General features: G+C 37.3%; 13 protein-coding genes and 1 pseudogene. 7 read left to right on the forward strand and 7 right to left on the reverse strand.

Annotation, left to right across the window (positions count from 1 at the left end; all coding sequences use genetic code 11):
• Positions 1 to 30: 30 nt before the first annotated feature.
• Positions 31 to 1,866 carry a PAS domain S-box protein gene (locus ACFSO7_RS23635; RefSeq protein ID WP_377879917.1) on the forward strand — a complete coding sequence of 612 codons (1,836 nt, stop codon included), beginning with the start codon at positions 31 to 33 and terminating at the stop codon, positions 1,864 to 1,866.
• 135 nt (positions 1,867 to 2,001) lie between these two features.
• Here ACFSO7_RS23635 and ACFSO7_RS23640 read toward each other — a convergent pair whose 3' ends face one another.
• From ACFSO7_RS23640 to ACFSO7_RS23650, 3 genes are all read right to left on the reverse strand, one after another.
• Positions 2,002 to 3,666: a glycerol-3-phosphate dehydrogenase/oxidase gene (locus tag ACFSO7_RS23640; protein WP_377879996.1), complete on the reverse strand. Its 1,665-nt coding sequence runs from the start codon at positions 3,664 to 3,666 to the stop codon at positions 2,002 to 2,004.
• Positions 3,667 to 3,721: 55 nt separating this feature from the next.
• Entirely contained in the window at positions 3,722 to 5,212 is a 1,491-nt protein-coding gene (gene glpK / locus ACFSO7_RS23645) for a glycerol kinase GlpK (protein WP_377879918.1), read from the reverse strand.
• Positions 5,213 to 5,664: 452 nt separating this feature from the next.
• Entirely contained in the window at positions 5,665 to 6,714 is a 1,050-nt protein-coding gene (locus ACFSO7_RS23650) for an LLM class flavin-dependent oxidoreductase (RefSeq protein ID WP_377879919.1), read from the reverse strand.
• An 82-nt stretch (positions 6,715 to 6,796) separates the two neighbouring features.
• Here ACFSO7_RS23650 and ACFSO7_RS23655 point away from each other — a divergent pair.
• From ACFSO7_RS23655 to ACFSO7_RS23665, 3 genes and pseudogenes are all read left to right on the forward strand, one after another.
• A pseudogene (locus tag ACFSO7_RS23655) lies at positions 6,797 to 7,357 on the forward strand (maltose acetyltransferase domain-containing protein).
• 178 nt (positions 7,358 to 7,535) lie between these two features.
• Complete coding sequence (locus tag ACFSO7_RS23660) at positions 7,536 to 8,009, forward strand: hypothetical protein (RefSeq protein WP_377879920.1); 474 nt, start codon at positions 7,536 to 7,538, stop codon at positions 8,007 to 8,009.
• A complete protein-coding gene (locus tag ACFSO7_RS23665) occupies positions 8,006 to 8,503 on the forward strand; it encodes a hypothetical protein (protein WP_377879921.1) in 498 nt (165 codons plus the stop codon). The genes ACFSO7_RS23660 and ACFSO7_RS23665 overlap by 4 nt, the downstream gene beginning before the upstream one ends.
• A gap of 126 nt (positions 8,504 to 8,629) precedes the next feature.
• On the opposite strand, the gene ACFSO7_RS23670 is transcribed toward ACFSO7_RS23665, so the two are convergent.
• The gene (locus ACFSO7_RS23670) at positions 8,630 to 9,517 is read right to left on the reverse strand and encodes a D-alanyl-D-alanine carboxypeptidase family protein (RefSeq protein ID WP_377879922.1); all 888 of its coding nucleotides are present in this window, start codon (positions 9,515 to 9,517) and stop codon (positions 8,630 to 8,632) included.
• 207 nt (positions 9,518 to 9,724) lie between these two features.
• Between ACFSO7_RS23670 and ACFSO7_RS23675 the strand changes: the two genes are divergently transcribed.
• From ACFSO7_RS23675 to ACFSO7_RS23685, 3 genes are all read left to right on the forward strand, one after another.
• Positions 9,725 to 10,795, forward strand: a complete 1,071-nt coding sequence (locus ACFSO7_RS23675; protein ID WP_377879923.1) for a sulfite oxidase — start codon at positions 9,725 to 9,727, stop codon at positions 10,793 to 10,795.
• Between the two features lie 225 nt (positions 10,796 to 11,020).
• Positions 11,021 to 11,950, forward strand: coding sequence for a c-type cytochrome (locus tag ACFSO7_RS23680; RefSeq protein ID WP_377879924.1), 930 nt, complete (start codon positions 11,021 to 11,023; stop codon positions 11,948 to 11,950).
• Between the two features lie 111 nt (positions 11,951 to 12,061).
• Entirely contained in the window at positions 12,062 to 12,769 is a 708-nt protein-coding gene (locus ACFSO7_RS23685; RefSeq protein ID WP_377879925.1) for a response regulator transcription factor, read from the forward strand.
• A gap of 169 nt (positions 12,770 to 12,938) precedes the next feature.
• On the opposite strand, the gene ACFSO7_RS23690 is transcribed toward ACFSO7_RS23685, so the two are convergent.
• From ACFSO7_RS23690 to ACFSO7_RS23700, 3 genes are read right to left on the reverse strand one after another with little or no spacing between them, the layout of a single operon-like run.
• Positions 12,939 to 13,418, reverse strand: a complete 480-nt coding sequence (locus ACFSO7_RS23690) for a methylated-DNA--[protein]-cysteine S-methyltransferase (protein ID WP_377879926.1) — start codon at positions 13,416 to 13,418, stop codon at positions 12,939 to 12,941.
• Positions 13,411 to 14,319 carry a DNA-3-methyladenine glycosylase family protein gene (locus ACFSO7_RS23695; RefSeq protein WP_377879927.1) on the reverse strand — a complete coding sequence of 303 codons (909 nt, stop codon included), beginning with the start codon at positions 14,317 to 14,319 and terminating at the stop codon, positions 13,411 to 13,413. Before ACFSO7_RS23695 ends, ACFSO7_RS23690 begins: the two co-directional genes overlap by 8 nt.
• On the reverse strand, positions 14,316 to 14,879 hold the full coding sequence (locus tag ACFSO7_RS23700; protein ID WP_377879928.1) for a bifunctional transcriptional activator/DNA repair enzyme AdaA: 564 nt from the start codon (positions 14,877 to 14,879) through the stop codon (positions 14,316 to 14,318). The genes ACFSO7_RS23695 and ACFSO7_RS23700 overlap by 4 nt, the downstream gene beginning before the upstream one ends.
• Position 14,880: the final 1 nt, after the last annotated feature.

Genomic DNA, 14,880 nt, shown 5'->3' on the forward strand with positions numbered 1-14,880 from the left:
AATTGGGGGAAAGGAACTAAAGAGAGAAAGATGAACAGTTCTATTGAAGAAGTTAAAGTTAAAAGGAATACTTTGTTAAAAGAGCATTTGGATAAAAATAAAGATAATGAATTATTCACCTCCAACCAGGATGCTATTATCACATTAAATCTAGAAGGTTATTTGGTTCAGATAAATCCAGCCTTTACTCAATTAACAGGCTACTCTGTAACAGAGTTAAAAAAAATGACATTTCAATCCCTTATTCTATTTGAAGATTTGGATATGGTATTGAACAATTTTCATAAATCAGCATTAGGTCAATTTCTAAACTTTGATTGTAGAATTAAGAATAAAATGAATGAGATTATTGCCCTAAACTTAATGAATATTCCAATATGCGTTAATGACCAAATTGTAGGGGTCCGTACTGTTGCAAAGGATGTTTCCCATTTAAAGAGAAAAAGGTCAGAAGTAAGAAAAATAGAGGAATACCACCGTGTATTGACAGAGAATGTTTTAGATATCATATTAACCACCAATTTAATAGGCAATATTCTTTACGTCTCTCCTTCTTGTGAACATCTTCTTGGTTATACACCTGATGAAATAGTTGGACAGCATTATAGCATTCTACTTAACGAAGATGATGTACAAAGAAGCTATCAGGAAGAACATAAACCAGCGCTCAACAAACCAGAATATAGCAGATCCACTTATCAAGTTTGTAAAAAAGATGGCAGTTTCATTTGGGTCGAATCCATTTGTAAACCAATTGTTGACCCTGATACTCAAACAATAATAGAAGTGGTTTGTGTGATCAGGGACATTACGGAACGAATCCAAGCGGAAAAAGAACTTTATAACCGAAAGAAAGCATTTCGAGATATGGTAGAACACTCCCCTGATGCCGTATTAATTGCAAAAGGTGGAAAAATACTATTTATTAATGAAACGGGAGTTAAGTTATTAGGTACCTCGAGTACAGAGGATATCATCCATAAATCTATTTTAGATTTTATTCATACCGATGATTATCAAATGGCCAAGGACAGAATAAGGAAAGCTGTTAATGGGGATTCAACGGAATTTGCACAATATAACATGATCCGGTTTGATGGTTCAACTTTTCCTGCAGAAATTAAAACCATTCCGACTTTTTTTCAAAATGAGCCCGCCCAACATATCATTATTAGGGATATGACTGAAAGGAAAAAAACATTAGAGCTTTTACTTAATTCAGAAAAACTAACCGTTGCCGGACAACTAGCTGCCGGTATTGCTCACGAAGTACGAAATCCACTTACAGCCATTAAAGGTTTTCTACAATTAATGGAAGCACAAATAGAAACGAAGTCGTACTTTAAGATTATTCAATCTGAGATTGACCGTATTGAACTCATTCTTAGTGAGTTATTGGTTCTTGCAAAACCACAAGAACTAAAATTTGAAAAAGTGAATATGAAAACAATCTTAGAAGAGGTCAAAACCTTAATTGACACACAGGCAATTATGAATAACGTTCAAATAGACATCATTAGCGACTGCAATAAATTGACGATTAGTTGTGATATGAACCAATTAAAACAAGTATTTATCAATTTCTTAAAGAATGCCATTGAAGCAATGCCAGATGGTGGTACAATTACGATTGAAATTAAAAAACTATGTACTGAAAAAATAAAAATATTTTTTAAAGATACGGGTATTGGGATTCCACAGAATATCCTTAAGCGTATTGGCGAACCATTCTTTACGACAAAAGAAGAAGGCACAGGACTAGGTATAATGATTTCCAAGCAAATCATTGAAAATCATAACGGAACGGTGCATTTTTGGAGTGATAAAATGGGGACCATGATTGAAGTAATATTGCCTGTACAATAGATAAACAACCTAGAGCCTCTTGTAATGGGGCTCTTTTCACTTCCTCATAACCCTCTGATCATTTCAAGGAAATAACGATAGCAAAGAAAAGGGGGCAATCCAAATAGTCAGGTAACTGACCTTTGGTAGCCCCTCTTATTTTTTCGCATCTATTGGTATACTTGCATGCATTAATTCAAGCTCTAGTTCTTCCTCATGCTTTATTTTTTCTTTTTCAGCCCAGAGGAAAAAATGAGCCATATATTCTAATACCTCATTTTTATAGGCACGAACGAAGGCAATATCAAATAATAAATATCCTGTCCTTCTAATCCAGAAATCTATCGGAGTTGCTACCATTTCATAGGTTAAAGCATATTGTAGTTTTGAAAACAGCATCAAAGGCAAACCAAATGTTTCAGCATCTGGTTTCTTTTGTTCCACTATTTTTAGTACAGTCTCTATATTTGAACCATAAAAGGAACTTAAATGTCTTATTTCCTCAAAAGACAACCCAAGATTCATCCCCTTCTCTATTTGACTTGTCATAAAGGATGAAAAACCTTTTGATCCCCCCACTACTCCGCCTGATATTGGGAAGTTTTTAGTTTGGCAAGGAAGAAATGTTTTATTTTTTTCCATTTTAAACTTTTCTGCTAGTAAATCAACGATCATTTCTGACATTTTCCTATAGCCTGTTAGTTTCCCACCAGCTATTGTCATTAATCCTGATTCCGCTTCCCATATTTCATCTTTTCTAGAGATTTCGGATGGGTCCTTTCCTTCTTCAAGGATTAAAGGACGAACCCCTGCCCAGCTAGACTCAATGTCATTATTGGTAATATTGGCCTGAGGAAACATATAGTTAATGGCATTTATGATATAAGCCCTGTCTGCTTCTGTTACTTTTGGTGAAACCAAATCTTCATTGAAGAAGGTATCTGTTGTACCTACGTATGCTTTTTCTCCCCTTGGAATAGCAAATATCATTCTTCCATCAGGTGTATCAAAGTAAACAGCCTGCTGTAGCGGAAATTTGGACTGGTCTATGACAAGATGTACACCCTTTGTTAATTGAAGTGTTTTCCCTTTTTTCGAGTTATCCATTTCTCGAATCGTATCAACCCAAGGACCTGTAGCATTCACAATTTTTTCAGCAAATATATCATACGTGTCTCCACTCAGCTGATCCTGAACTGTGACGCCAATAATCAATCCATCTTTATAGACTAACTTTTCCACCTTTGTATAATTTAATAAAACCGCATTTTGTTCAACTGCAGCCTTTGCTACTTCAATGGTTAAACGCGCATCATCTGTACGATACTCCACATAATATCCTCCGCCTTTAAGACCTTCTTTTTTTATTAAAGGCTCCTTGTTCAAGGTTTCTTGGATGTTTAACATCTTTCTACGTTCACTTTTCTTAACTCCAGCTAAATAATCATAAACTCGTAAACCGATTGAAGTACTAAATTTCCCAAAGGTACCTCCTTTATGTAAAGGAAGTAGCATCCATTCAGGAGTCGTAACATGAGGCCCATTTTCGTATACTACTTCTCTTTCCTTTCCAACTTCTGCAACCATTTTTACTTCAAACTGTTTTAAGTAGCGCAAACCACCATGAACAAGTTTGGTAGATCTGCTAGAAGTACCGGCTGCAAAATCCTGCATTTCAATAAGGGCCGTGTTCATTCCTCTTGTAACCGCATCAAGAGCAACACCCACACCTGTTATTCCTCCACCGATAACTAAAACTTCAAATTTTACAGACCCCAAAGCTTGCTTGATTGCATTACGATTTAGTTGTGAAAAATTCATATTAATGCGCCCCTTTACTTTAAATGGGACTTGATAATCTTGATTTTCTCTTATACTACTTAAAGGCAATCGCTGCTTGAACTGCTTTTTTCCAGCCTTGATACAGTTGCTCACGTTTATCCTCATCCATGGAAGGTTCAAATGTATGGTCAATAGCCCACTGTTTGGAAATTTCCTCTTGATTTTTCCAAAAGCCGATGGCTAAACCAGCTAAATAGGCGGCACCTAAGGCAGTTGTTTCATTTATTTTTGATCTCTCAACCGTTACATTTAATAGGTCTGCCTGGAAGGACATAAGAAAATTATTTTTCACGGCTCCTCCATCCACGCGAAGCGTCTTTAATTTCATCTGGGAATCGGCTTCCATTGCACTTAATACATCTTTTGCCTGATAGGCTAAAGACTCTAATGTCGCACGGATAAAATGATTTTTTGAGGTACCTCTGGTTAAACCGAATACAGCACCTCGTACCTCGCTATCCCAGTAAGGTGTGCCTAACCCTACAAACGCCGGAACAACATAAACTCCTTCTGTAGACTTGATTTGAGTTGCATAGGACTCACTGTCTTTAGCGTTCTTGATCATACGTAGCCCATCACGAAGCCATTGAATAGCCGATCCTGCCACAAATACACTTCCTTCGAGTGCATATTCCACTTTCCCATTTAATCCCCATGCAATGGTAGTTAATAGTCCATGTTTGGATTTCACGGCTGTTTCACCCGTATTCATTAACATAAAACAACCTGTTCCGTAAGTATTTTTGGCCATTCCTTTCGTAAAACAAGCTTGCCCGAACAATGCAGCCTGTTGGTCACCAGCAGCTCCTGCAATAGGGATTTTCTCACCAAAGAAATGATAGTCAATTGTATGCGCATAAATCTCAGAAGATGAGCGTACATCAGGAAGCATTTCTTTAGGAATATCTAAAATCTTTAATAATTCTTCGTCCCATTTTAATTCATTGATGTTATACATAAGTGTTCGTGATGCATTTGAATAGTCGGTCACATGTGCTTTTCCCCCTGAAAGCTTCCATATTAACCACGTGTCTATTGTGCCGAATAATAATTTTCCTTCCTCAGCTTGTTTCCTTGCTCCGTCTACGTTATCTAAAATCCATTTTACTTTCGTTCCTGAAAAGTATGCATCAATTAACAAGCCGGTTTTTTCACGAAAGATATCACTATAACCTTTTTCCTTTAAGCCTTCACAAATATCAGTCGTTTGTCTTGATTGCCAGACAATAGCGTTATATATCGGAAGTCCAGTTTCTTTATTCCATACAACCGTTGTCTCTCTCTGATTCGTAATCCCAATTCCTGCAATTTGTTTAGGTTTAATAGCTGATTCTGATAATACCCCTGCAATCACTGAGAGAATGGATCCCCAAATCTCATTCGCATTGTGCTCTACCCAACCAGGTTTTGGAAATAGTTGGTTGAATTCTTTCTGAGCAGTATGAACAATTTCCCCCTTTTGGTTAAAAATAATTGCACGTGAACTGGTTGTTCCTTGGTCAAGTGATAGAATATATTTTTCCATAACCTCTCCTCCCCCTTTTTCAAATTTATCAGAAATTTGCCTACTGACTTAATACAAAAGTAAATTCATCCATTTCACGTTTAGTCATTTCCATCAATATATATTCTCTCTCTGCTTTTCATACCAGCAATCGAAATTCGAATTTATCAAGAAAAGCGCAAGCGCCTTGATCAGCCCTGACAAGCAAATGCCGTCCCAAAGAGGAGGTTTGCTCTTTAACCTCATCTTTGGGGCGCCATTTGACCTCGAGGTCGACAAAGGCGCGACGTCCTGTCGCATTGTCGACACTAGTACATCCTGCACGTCGGGGCTAGGACGCTTGTGCTGGACAATTTTCGAAGTCCGAATAAGTTATACTTTCTTACCTTATTAATGAAAGGAACTGGGCAAAGAATCACCCAGTTCCTTTTTATCTAGTTGATATCCATTAAAATGAACGATTCAAAATTCATTCATTCCGTTTCTTCCCACCGAGAGATTTCCTCTCGGACTCGGGGTGCTACTTCCGTTCCTAACAGTTCAATCGCTTTCATCACCTCATCATGCGGCATCGTTCCAACAGGTACGTGGAGCATAAAGCGTGTGATCCCTACATTTTTTCGAAGATGAATAATTTTCTCAGCAACTGTTTCTGGATCACCAACGTAAAGTGCTCCTTCAAAGCTACGTGCCGCATCAAAGCTTCTTCGGTCATAATGACCCCAACCACGCTCTTTGCCTAATACGTTCATGACTTGCTGAGTAGATGGGAAAAATTTATCGGCTGCCATTTCAGTGTTCTCAGCAATAAATCCATGGGAATGGGACGCTACAGGGAGTTTTGTTAGATCATGACCTGCCTGAGCTGCTGCTCTTTTATAAAGCTTTACAAGCGGGGCAAACTGAAGCGGGCTTCCTCCAATAATGGCTATAACAAGTGGTAACCCAAGCAGACCTGCACGAATAACAGATTGCGAGTTACCACCGCTGCCAATCCAAACAGGTAAAGGATCCTGAACAGGACGTGGATACACGCCTAGATTGTTAATAGCTGGTCGGTGCCCGCCTGTCCATGTTACCTTCTCAGACTCACGTATTTTCAATAACAACTCCAGCTTCTCTTCAAAAAGCTCATCATAGTCTTTTAAATCATAGCCAAACAGTGGAAACGATTCGATAAAGGAACCTCTGCCAGCCATAATTTCTGCTCGACCGTTTGAAATGGCGTCAAGAGTCGCAAAATCTTGGAATACCCGTACTGGGTCAGCAGAAGAAAGGACCGTAACCGCACTTGTTAAACGTATCCTTTTCGTCTTCGAGGCAGCCGCAGCTAGAACAATCGCAGGAGAAGAAGCCGCATAATCTTTCCGATGATGCTCACCGACACCAAAAACATCTAATCCAACTTGGTCAGCTAAGACAATTTCCTCCACTACTTCACGCAAACGTTGTGCATGACTCATCACTTCGCCAGTCTGAACATCTGGCGTTGTTTCAACAAACGTACTTACACCTATCTCCATCCACCATACCCCCTACATATCCTTATTTTCTACTACTATACTGTATAATAATGAAATAACAAAAGAAAAAGGAGGAACATTCGTGAAAACTGAAAAAGAAAAAATGGTGAATGGTGAACTTTATAATCCTGCTGACCCAGAATTATTGAATGAAAGATTAAATGCACGGAAACTAACATGATTATACAATCAGTCACTTGAAACGGAGGATAACAGAAGAACGGAACTTTTAAAAGAATTATTCGGTTCAACTGGAAAGAATCTATACATTGAACCTAATTTCCGTTGTGATTATGGTTATAACATCCATGTGGGTGAAAATTTCTATGCAAATTTTGATTGTGTATTTTTGGACGTCTGCGATATTAGAATAGGGGATAACTGCTTTATTGCCCCAGGCGTACACATCTATACAGCCACACATCCATTAGATCCAACTGAAAGAATTTCAGGGTTAGAATACAGTAAACCAGTCCATATCGGCCATAATGTTTGGATCGGTGGTAGAGCGGTAATAAACCCTGGAGTAAATATAGGAAATAATGTCGTAATTGCTTCCGGTGCAATCGTAACGAAAAATGTACCCGATAATGTTGTCGTAGGGGGAAATCCAGCGAAAATCATCAAACAGATTGAAGTATAAATGGGACATAAGGAAACTTGTCCCTCTTTCTATTGAATTGGGATGAGGAACCTGCCCCCATACCAGACATTATATGAAATATCATAAATCTCTCTTTCTTAGTGCAAAATAACATGGAGACTATTCGATTCATCCAAATAATGTAAAATTATGTGTTTCAGTAAAGGTGGTTTCATGAATGACTTTATTCTTTTACGCCATACTGAATGTGTTGGCTATGTATTTATTCATTAAAAAAAAGAAAAGTCTACATATACTTGAAATCCTCGTTTATTGGATGATTGCTTCCTATCTTTATCAAAATTTTTCGGCTCTTTGCTATATGAATTTTAAAAGAATTATAGTGCCTCAACAATTAAGTCTTGAGTTCGCCCATTTTCTAAACCGTATCGTTCTATTTCCTATTGTTTTAGTCACATTTCTTCATTATTTTCAAATAGGAAGGAACCTTTTTAAAAGGTTTTTCATTATCATCCTATCCGTTTTCTTTTTAGTTGGTTTGGAATGGTTATCCGATTTATTTGGTGTCATAAAACATGTCCATTGGAAGCTTTGGTGGTCATTTTCCTTCTGGTTGGCTACGCAATTGATCCTAATTGGTTTTATGAAATTTTTTCAAAAGATCCTTTATAGAGGAGGATGGAATATATGAATGTAACCTTCGATTGGAATGAATGGTTCAGCATTATATCATCTTCTACATTTCTCTTTATGTTTCTGATTATTCGAAAGTACTTTCCTTTAGTGCTTGTTTCGATTATTTGGGTTTACAATATTGCATTAGTGGCAACAATCGATTATTTCCTCATTGCTACTCCATTTAAGCTATATATATTTGGTGATAATCCTACCTATGAACTTTCTGGTGGAATATTCCACTTAATCATTTACCCATCTTCCTCATTACTTTTCTTATACGGCTATGATAAGTGGGAGCTCTATGGAAGAAAAACTGTTTGGTATATTCTTTCGTGGACAGGCTTTTCGATATTCTTTGAATGGCTTTGTATAAAAAATCGTCTCTTGACCTATACGGGCTGGAAACTCTATTATTCCATCCCTACCTATCCAACTGCCGCTTTAATGTTAATCTTTCTATTTCGCTTTACAAAAAAGAAGCTTCATCAGCTAGCACTACAGAAATGATCGTATATTTAGGTGGGGACATAGGCACAGGAAGAGACCACTGAAAAAGCACCCATTTTTTCAGTGGTCTCGGACAGGGAACTTATCCCTCTTTCTATCGAATTGGGACGAGGAACCCGTGTCCCATTACTTATTAACTGGAATCGAATAATACTCTTCTAGTGTAATTCCTCTATTCCTTAAATCCTTTGCGATTGTCTTACCAACATATCTTAGATGCCAAGGCTCATATTTATAACCCGTGATTGAATCCTTTCCTTTCGGATAGCGAATGATAAAGCCGTATTCATACGCGTGGAATTGAAGCCATTTTGCTTCTTTTGTTTTTCCAAAGCAATCCTGAGCTGGGCACTTACCATTACCACCCGTTACATCAATTGCAAGACCTGTTTCATGCTCACTTGTTCCAGGCAATGCGCTATATGTTCTAGCCTTTTCATAACCGTCCTTTTTTACATAGTAGTTAAATAGTACAGTTTGCGTAGAATGGGACCGATAACCAGACACACCTAAGAGACGAATCCCTTGCTTATTTGCCCCCTCGAATAATCTCGCTATGGCTACAGCGGCTTCCTTTCTCATTTTCTTTTTTTCACTTTTCTCTTTAAAAGTAAATGGAATGGTCGTATACACTAAATCCTTAGGTGTATATTTTTCAGGTAACTTATTCTGTTTATTGACTAGTACAGGTACACTTTCTGGGTTAGTTACGACTTGGATGGAATTACCTTTCTCTCCAGTGGCAACCTTTACATATTTGTTGCTGACAAAGCCCTTTTTACCTTTAAAATCAACAATGTACCAGCCGTTAGAGGCCTTTCCAGTTACATTAAGTCTAGTTCCCTTTTTTACAGTACCTATAATCTGATATGACGGAGTAGATCCTGTGCGAATATTTAAATCTAGAGTGGTCGTATACATTAAAGTAGAAGCACTTGCCATATTTGAAAAACCAATTGAGACAAATAAAATGAGAATGATTGCTATCTGTTTTATTAATTTCTTTGTGGTCATTTCTATCCCCCTCCTATCCTCTTATCATAGGGTGAAAATGATTCCTAACATTTTTACTATATATTATTCAACGGGGAAATTGAGTGGAAGTTATTAGTTATTATATTAATCTACGGGTGAAATATCGAGACTTCCAATTTAGAATAGCTTAATTAGAATACGCTGCACATATACATTCTACATAAACCTTTTAATTAGGAGGATGTTATGGATAGCTCAAAACATTATAAAGTTAAGCCCTACTTGTTGACACGTAGTTTGCTTCCAGAGAATCAGGAAACACCTATTCAGTTCATTCATTCGGATATTACGAAGAACCAATTATTCTATAGACGAAATCACTTTCCTTATCCGACTCTTTCTTACTCCAATTATTGGCTCCCTATAAATGGGCTCGTATCAAACTCATTATTACTTTCTATGCAAGACATTCTTCAATACCCCTCGAAAACGGTGCAAGTTATCCTCGAATGTTCAGGAGATAAACGTGAATTTTTTGAACCTAAAGTTTTTGGAGAACAATGGGGAAAGGGAGCTATTAGCCAAGGTTATTGGAAGGGTGTACCGTTGCGGACTATCCTCGAATTAGCTGGGGTAAGAGAAGGGGGAAAAGAAATTGTCGTGGAAGGATATGATTTTGGAATAAGGACCGACCAAGACAATGTTTTTACTTATGCTAGGAGTTTACCGATTGAGAAGGCACTCCACCCTGATACAATTATTGCATATGAGTATAACAACCAGCCGATTCCGTTTAAGCATGGTTATCCGCTTCGATTAATCGTTCCACAGTGGTATGCAATGGCATCAGTTAAATGGATGAAGCAGATAAGTGTGATTGATTCTAATTTCACTGGACCTTTTCAAACAGTCGATTATGTTTATTATCCGAATAAAGAAAATAACCAGGATGCATTCCCTGTCACTACTATAAATGTAAATTCGACTATTCAACAGCCTTTAAATATGGAAATTTTAAATACTGGTAAACATTTGATTAAAGGAATTGCTTGGACAGGTAAAGGCAATATAACAAAGGTAGAAATTAGTATGGATGGTGGTGGTACTTGGGTAGATGCAAATGTAGGGTCTACTAAAAATACAAGTTATGGCTGGAAATCTTGGACTTATGAATGGACAATATTCGAAAAAGGTGAATATACGATTCTATCTAAAGCAACAGATTCATCTGGTCGAATGCAGCCAACCATACCTTTTTGGAATAAAAAAGGTTACGGATATAATGCTGTTGATAAAATCAAAGTTAAGGTAGAATAATTGAAATTTCAATTGGGACTGGCACCTTGTCCCACTTTCTATTGAATTGGGACGAGGTACGTGTCCCCTCCCCGTGTCCCCACCTCTCCCCAATGAATAGTTCACGAAACGCTCATTTTTAATTAACCTAATCTTAACAATCATTTTCCATAATTAGTTTATAAAATGATTCGGTAAAATTTTCTCCAATTTAGAAGATTCACCGAAAAGGAGAGGTGCTTAAAAATGAATAAGTTGTTCTTGCCTTCTGTTCTAGCAATTGTTGGGACCATCATACTTGGATTTAGTGTACTTTATTTATTCGTTCTTAAACCAAGTGAACCAACTTTAGTAACTACTCCGCCAGAAAATACGGTGGCTCAAGTGGAAAAATCAGATCATCCATATTTACCTCCAAGTATGGATGAAGTTCCTACAGGGGAAGAAGGCGAATTAATCAAGCTTGGTGAAAAACTTCATAATCAAACAAGCGATGTGCTTGATGGTTATGTAGGGAATACCCTTAGTTGTGCTAGTTGTCATGCAAATGGGGGAGTGGATGGATCTCTCGATCTTGTAGGGATTTCCAAAACGTATCCACAATACAATCCTAGGGCAGGAAAAGAGGTAACCATAGAAGACCGGATTAATGGTTGTTTTAAAAGAAGTATGAATGGAAAACCTCTTCCAAAGGAAAGCGATGAATTGAAAGCCATGGTTACTTATTATACTTTTATTTCACAAAATGTTCCAGACGGTACAACCGAAAGGCCATGGGCAAAACTGCCAAAGGCAGAGGGTGATTTAGCAACAATAAACATTGATGAAGGTAGAGAACTTTATAACAAAGCCTGCATTACCTGTCACGGAGAAGATGGATCGGGGGGCGGCACAGGACTTGCCCTTTGGGGAGACAAATCTTACAACATCGGAGCCGGTATGTCACGTGTAAGAACAGCAGGAGGATTTATCAAGGCATATATGCCAAAAGTATCGACAGGCGGATATGAACCAGGCTCCTTTACGGATCAAGAAGCGATGAGCATCGCCGCTTATATTAACTCAATGCCAAGAGCAGATTTTCCTGATAAAATTTATGACTGGCCAAATGGGGATGCCCCTGATGATGCAGCCTATGAAACACTTGCTGGTAAAAAGGAAACCGCTAACAAGTAAACTTAAATAAGGTGGCCCGTTTTATAACGGGTCGTTTTTTCGTTAAATTGTAATAATACTTTTCAGAAACTCTGTTTTTTATCGTTATAATGTGGTTAAGGGGTTGATCAAGTGGAAGATAGAAAATTAACAGGCAAAACAATCCTATTTATAGACAATCATAATGAAAACCGAGCTTTTGTCAGGTTTCACTTAACGAGGCAAGGCTTTGAAATACTTGAAGCAGCCAATGGTATGGAAGCACGAGAAAAATACCTAAAATATGATCCTTGTTTTGTATTACTAGAAACAGAGCTTCCTGATATGGACGGCCTAGACATTTGCTGGTGGCTGCGCTTTGAATTGGACAACAATGTACCTATTATTATTTTATCATCCAAAAATACAGATCAAGATAGAATTGAAGGCTTAAAAAAGGGAGCCGATGATTATGTTGGGAAACCCTATAATATAGAGGAGCTATCGGTTAGAATTGAAACCGTATTAAGGAGAACCGCCAATCGCTGCAGTAAGCTAAGCTATAAGGGTTTAACGATAAAGCCGATCAAAGGAATGGTAAAATTCCATGACAAGGTATTGGAGTTAACCCATTTCGAATATAGACTTCTTTACCTATTTATGACACACCCTGACCAAATTTTCACGAGAGAACAAATGATCAATACCATCTATAAAACTAGTGAAAAGATTATAAATGAAAGAACAGTGGACGTACACATTAGACATTTAAGAGAAAAAATCGCTAAATATACTGACTACCCCTTCATTGTGACTTTAAGAGGAATTGGTTATAAATTTAGTACAGAACCTTATGAATAAAAGTAAATTAGAATAGAATCGGGACTCTATATGAGTCCCCCATTAATATCCATTTGATTAAATTTTCCCCTTATTGAATGAAGGATGCGTAATAAACACGAACTCTTTATCACAACAGGAACGTAATTCCTTTAAAAAAGACAGAATTGTATATTCCATACTTAAGACATCACTTTTTAAAAGACCGCTCATGATTAAGCAGCCATTCTTTTCTCCACAAACCACCTGCGTATCCCGTTAATGTCCCATTTGAACCGATAATTCGGTGGCACGGAATCACGATGCTTAATTTGTTTTTTCCATTTGCACTTCCGACAGCTCTGATGGCTTTTTCATTTCCAATCGAAACTGCAATATCTTTATAGGAACCCGTTTCGGCATAAGGAATATTGATTAATGCGTTCCACACTGTTTTTTGAAAATTTGTGCCTTCGAATGTATAAGGAAAGGTAAATTCATGAAGTTCACCTTTAAAATACTGATCAAGTTGATCCCTACACTGCTCTAGAACCTCAGGTGTCTCTTCTTGCAAATCATTGACTACCGTATCCCTTTCAGAAAACAGAATGGAACAGATCGCTTCACTGGTACCTATTATTTCGATCATTCCAATCGGAGATTCGTAATCCAATTTATGTAGTTTACTCATATAAAGACCTCCATAAATAAAAGGTAGCATATGCTTGCCAGCCTTCCCAATTTACTGCTATATCTCTTATTTCCTCAATTGTCGGTTTTTGTTCAAGCCCTAATTGAAGCTTTAATGCTTGATGAAGTCCGACATCCGCAATTGGAAATGCAGTCGGATCATGCAAACATTTCATTCTCACATAATCTGCCGTCCATGCTCCTACACCCCGAATAGCGGTTAATGAATTTTGTACGGATTGAATGTTTGGTTCCTGCTGTAACAACTCTTTTGAGATATTACCATTTGCCATGGTTTTGGCAACTCCAATAATGTATTCGGCTTTCCTGAAAGTAATTTGCAACTTTCTTAAATCCTCTACCTCTAAGATGGCTATTTTTTCAGCGGTTGGATAGATCCAATAGTTCTCCCCTTCAAAAGTAAGACATTCACCAAATTGTTCAACGAATCGCTTCTTTAATGTGTAGGCGAAGGATAAATTAATTTGTTGACCCATTATAGCCCAAGTCAAAGCCTCAAATAAATCTGGGATACAAATAATCCTTAAGCCGTAATATTTATTAGCCATTTGCTTTAATATTGCATCATTATTAGCCACTTCATAAAATCCGCTCAAACGTTGATTCAAATCAAACCATTCCCATATATACGCTGCCACTTTTTCACGGACGCTTGTTGATGGTTTATGCATAGGGAATTCTACTTGAATAGAGTGGTGATTGTTTCCTATTTTTAATAAAATCATTTCTTCATCCAATTTTACTAATTTATATAAGTAACCATCTCTTATTTGATGCAGTATTTCTAACTGTGATCTTCCTAAAAAAACTAGGCATTCTTGAAAATTAAATTCCTTTGGTGGGTAAATTTCAATAGAAGCTCCTAAATCGATCCATTTCATTTTTGTAGCTCCCTTAATCGATATTCACTTGGGGAACAATTTTTCAAACGACGAAACACCTTGTAAAAGTTGGAAGGACTTTGAAATCCCACCTCATAGCAAATTTCAAGATTGGTTCGATCGGTGCTATGAAGGAGATGTGCAGCTTTATCAATTCTTATTTTTTCTAAATAAGTGCGTGGAGTTTCTGTAGTTTCCTGTTTAAATAACCGTTCAAGATAAAAGGAACTTACACCGATATGTTCGGCAATATCCTGTAATTCTAATTTTTGTTTATAATGATTGACTAAAAAGCTAATAGCGCTTCTGACAAGTCCAATATGAGGAGAATGTTCAGCCTCTGGCTGACATCTTTTGCAAGCTCGAAAGCCCGCACTTTCAACTTCATTGATGTCATAGTAGAATTGAACATTTATTTTTTTGGGCTTTCTAGACCTACATGAAGGTCGGCAGTAGATTTTTGTTGTTTTCACGGCGGTATAAAATAAACCATCATATTTACGATCACAAGAAATAATTTTCTCCCACATTTCTTCAAATGAAAGATTAATATTATCCATT

The organism is Bacillus sp. CGMCC 1.16607 (assembly GCF_042683745.1).
Taxonomy (GTDB): domain Bacteria; phylum Bacillota; class Bacilli; order Bacillales; family Cytobacillaceae; genus Pseudoneobacillus.

Coding starts and splice junctions, on each gene's coding strand:
- ACFSO7_RS23635 (WP_377879917.1), top strand. CDS start 31: ATGAACAGTTCTATTGAAGAAGTTAAAGTTAAAAGGAATACTTTGTTA.
- ACFSO7_RS23640 (WP_377879996.1), bottom strand. CDS start 3,666: ATGAATTTTTCACAACTAAATCGTAATGCAATCAAGCAAGCTTTGGGG.
- glpK (WP_377879918.1), bottom strand. CDS start 5,212: ATGGAAAAATATATTCTATCACTTGACCAAGGAACAACCAGTTCACGT.
- ACFSO7_RS23650 (WP_377879919.1), bottom strand. CDS start 6,714: ATGGAGATAGGTGTAAGTACGTTTGTTGAAACAACGCCAGATGTTCAG.
- ACFSO7_RS23660 (WP_377879920.1), top strand. CDS start 7,536: ATGACTTTATTCTTTTACGCCATACTGAATGTGTTGGCTATGTATTTA.
- ACFSO7_RS23665 (WP_377879921.1), top strand. CDS start 8,006: ATGAATGTAACCTTCGATTGGAATGAATGGTTCAGCATTATATCATCT.
- ACFSO7_RS23670 (WP_377879922.1), bottom strand. CDS start 9,517: ATGACCACAAAGAAATTAATAAAACAGATAGCAATCATTCTCATTTTA.
- ACFSO7_RS23675 (WP_377879923.1), top strand. CDS start 9,725: ATGGATAGCTCAAAACATTATAAAGTTAAGCCCTACTTGTTGACACGT.
- ACFSO7_RS23680 (WP_377879924.1), top strand. CDS start 11,021: ATGAATAAGTTGTTCTTGCCTTCTGTTCTAGCAATTGTTGGGACCATC.
- ACFSO7_RS23690 (WP_377879926.1), bottom strand. CDS start 13,418: ATGAGTAAACTACATAAATTGGATTACGAATCTCCGATTGGAATGATC.
- ACFSO7_RS23695 (WP_377879927.1), bottom strand. CDS start 14,319: ATGAAATGGATCGATTTAGGAGCTTCTATTGAAATTTACCCACCAAAG.
- ACFSO7_RS23700 (WP_377879928.1), bottom strand. CDS start 14,879: ATGGATAATATTAATCTTTCATTTGAAGAAATGTGGGAGAAAATTATT.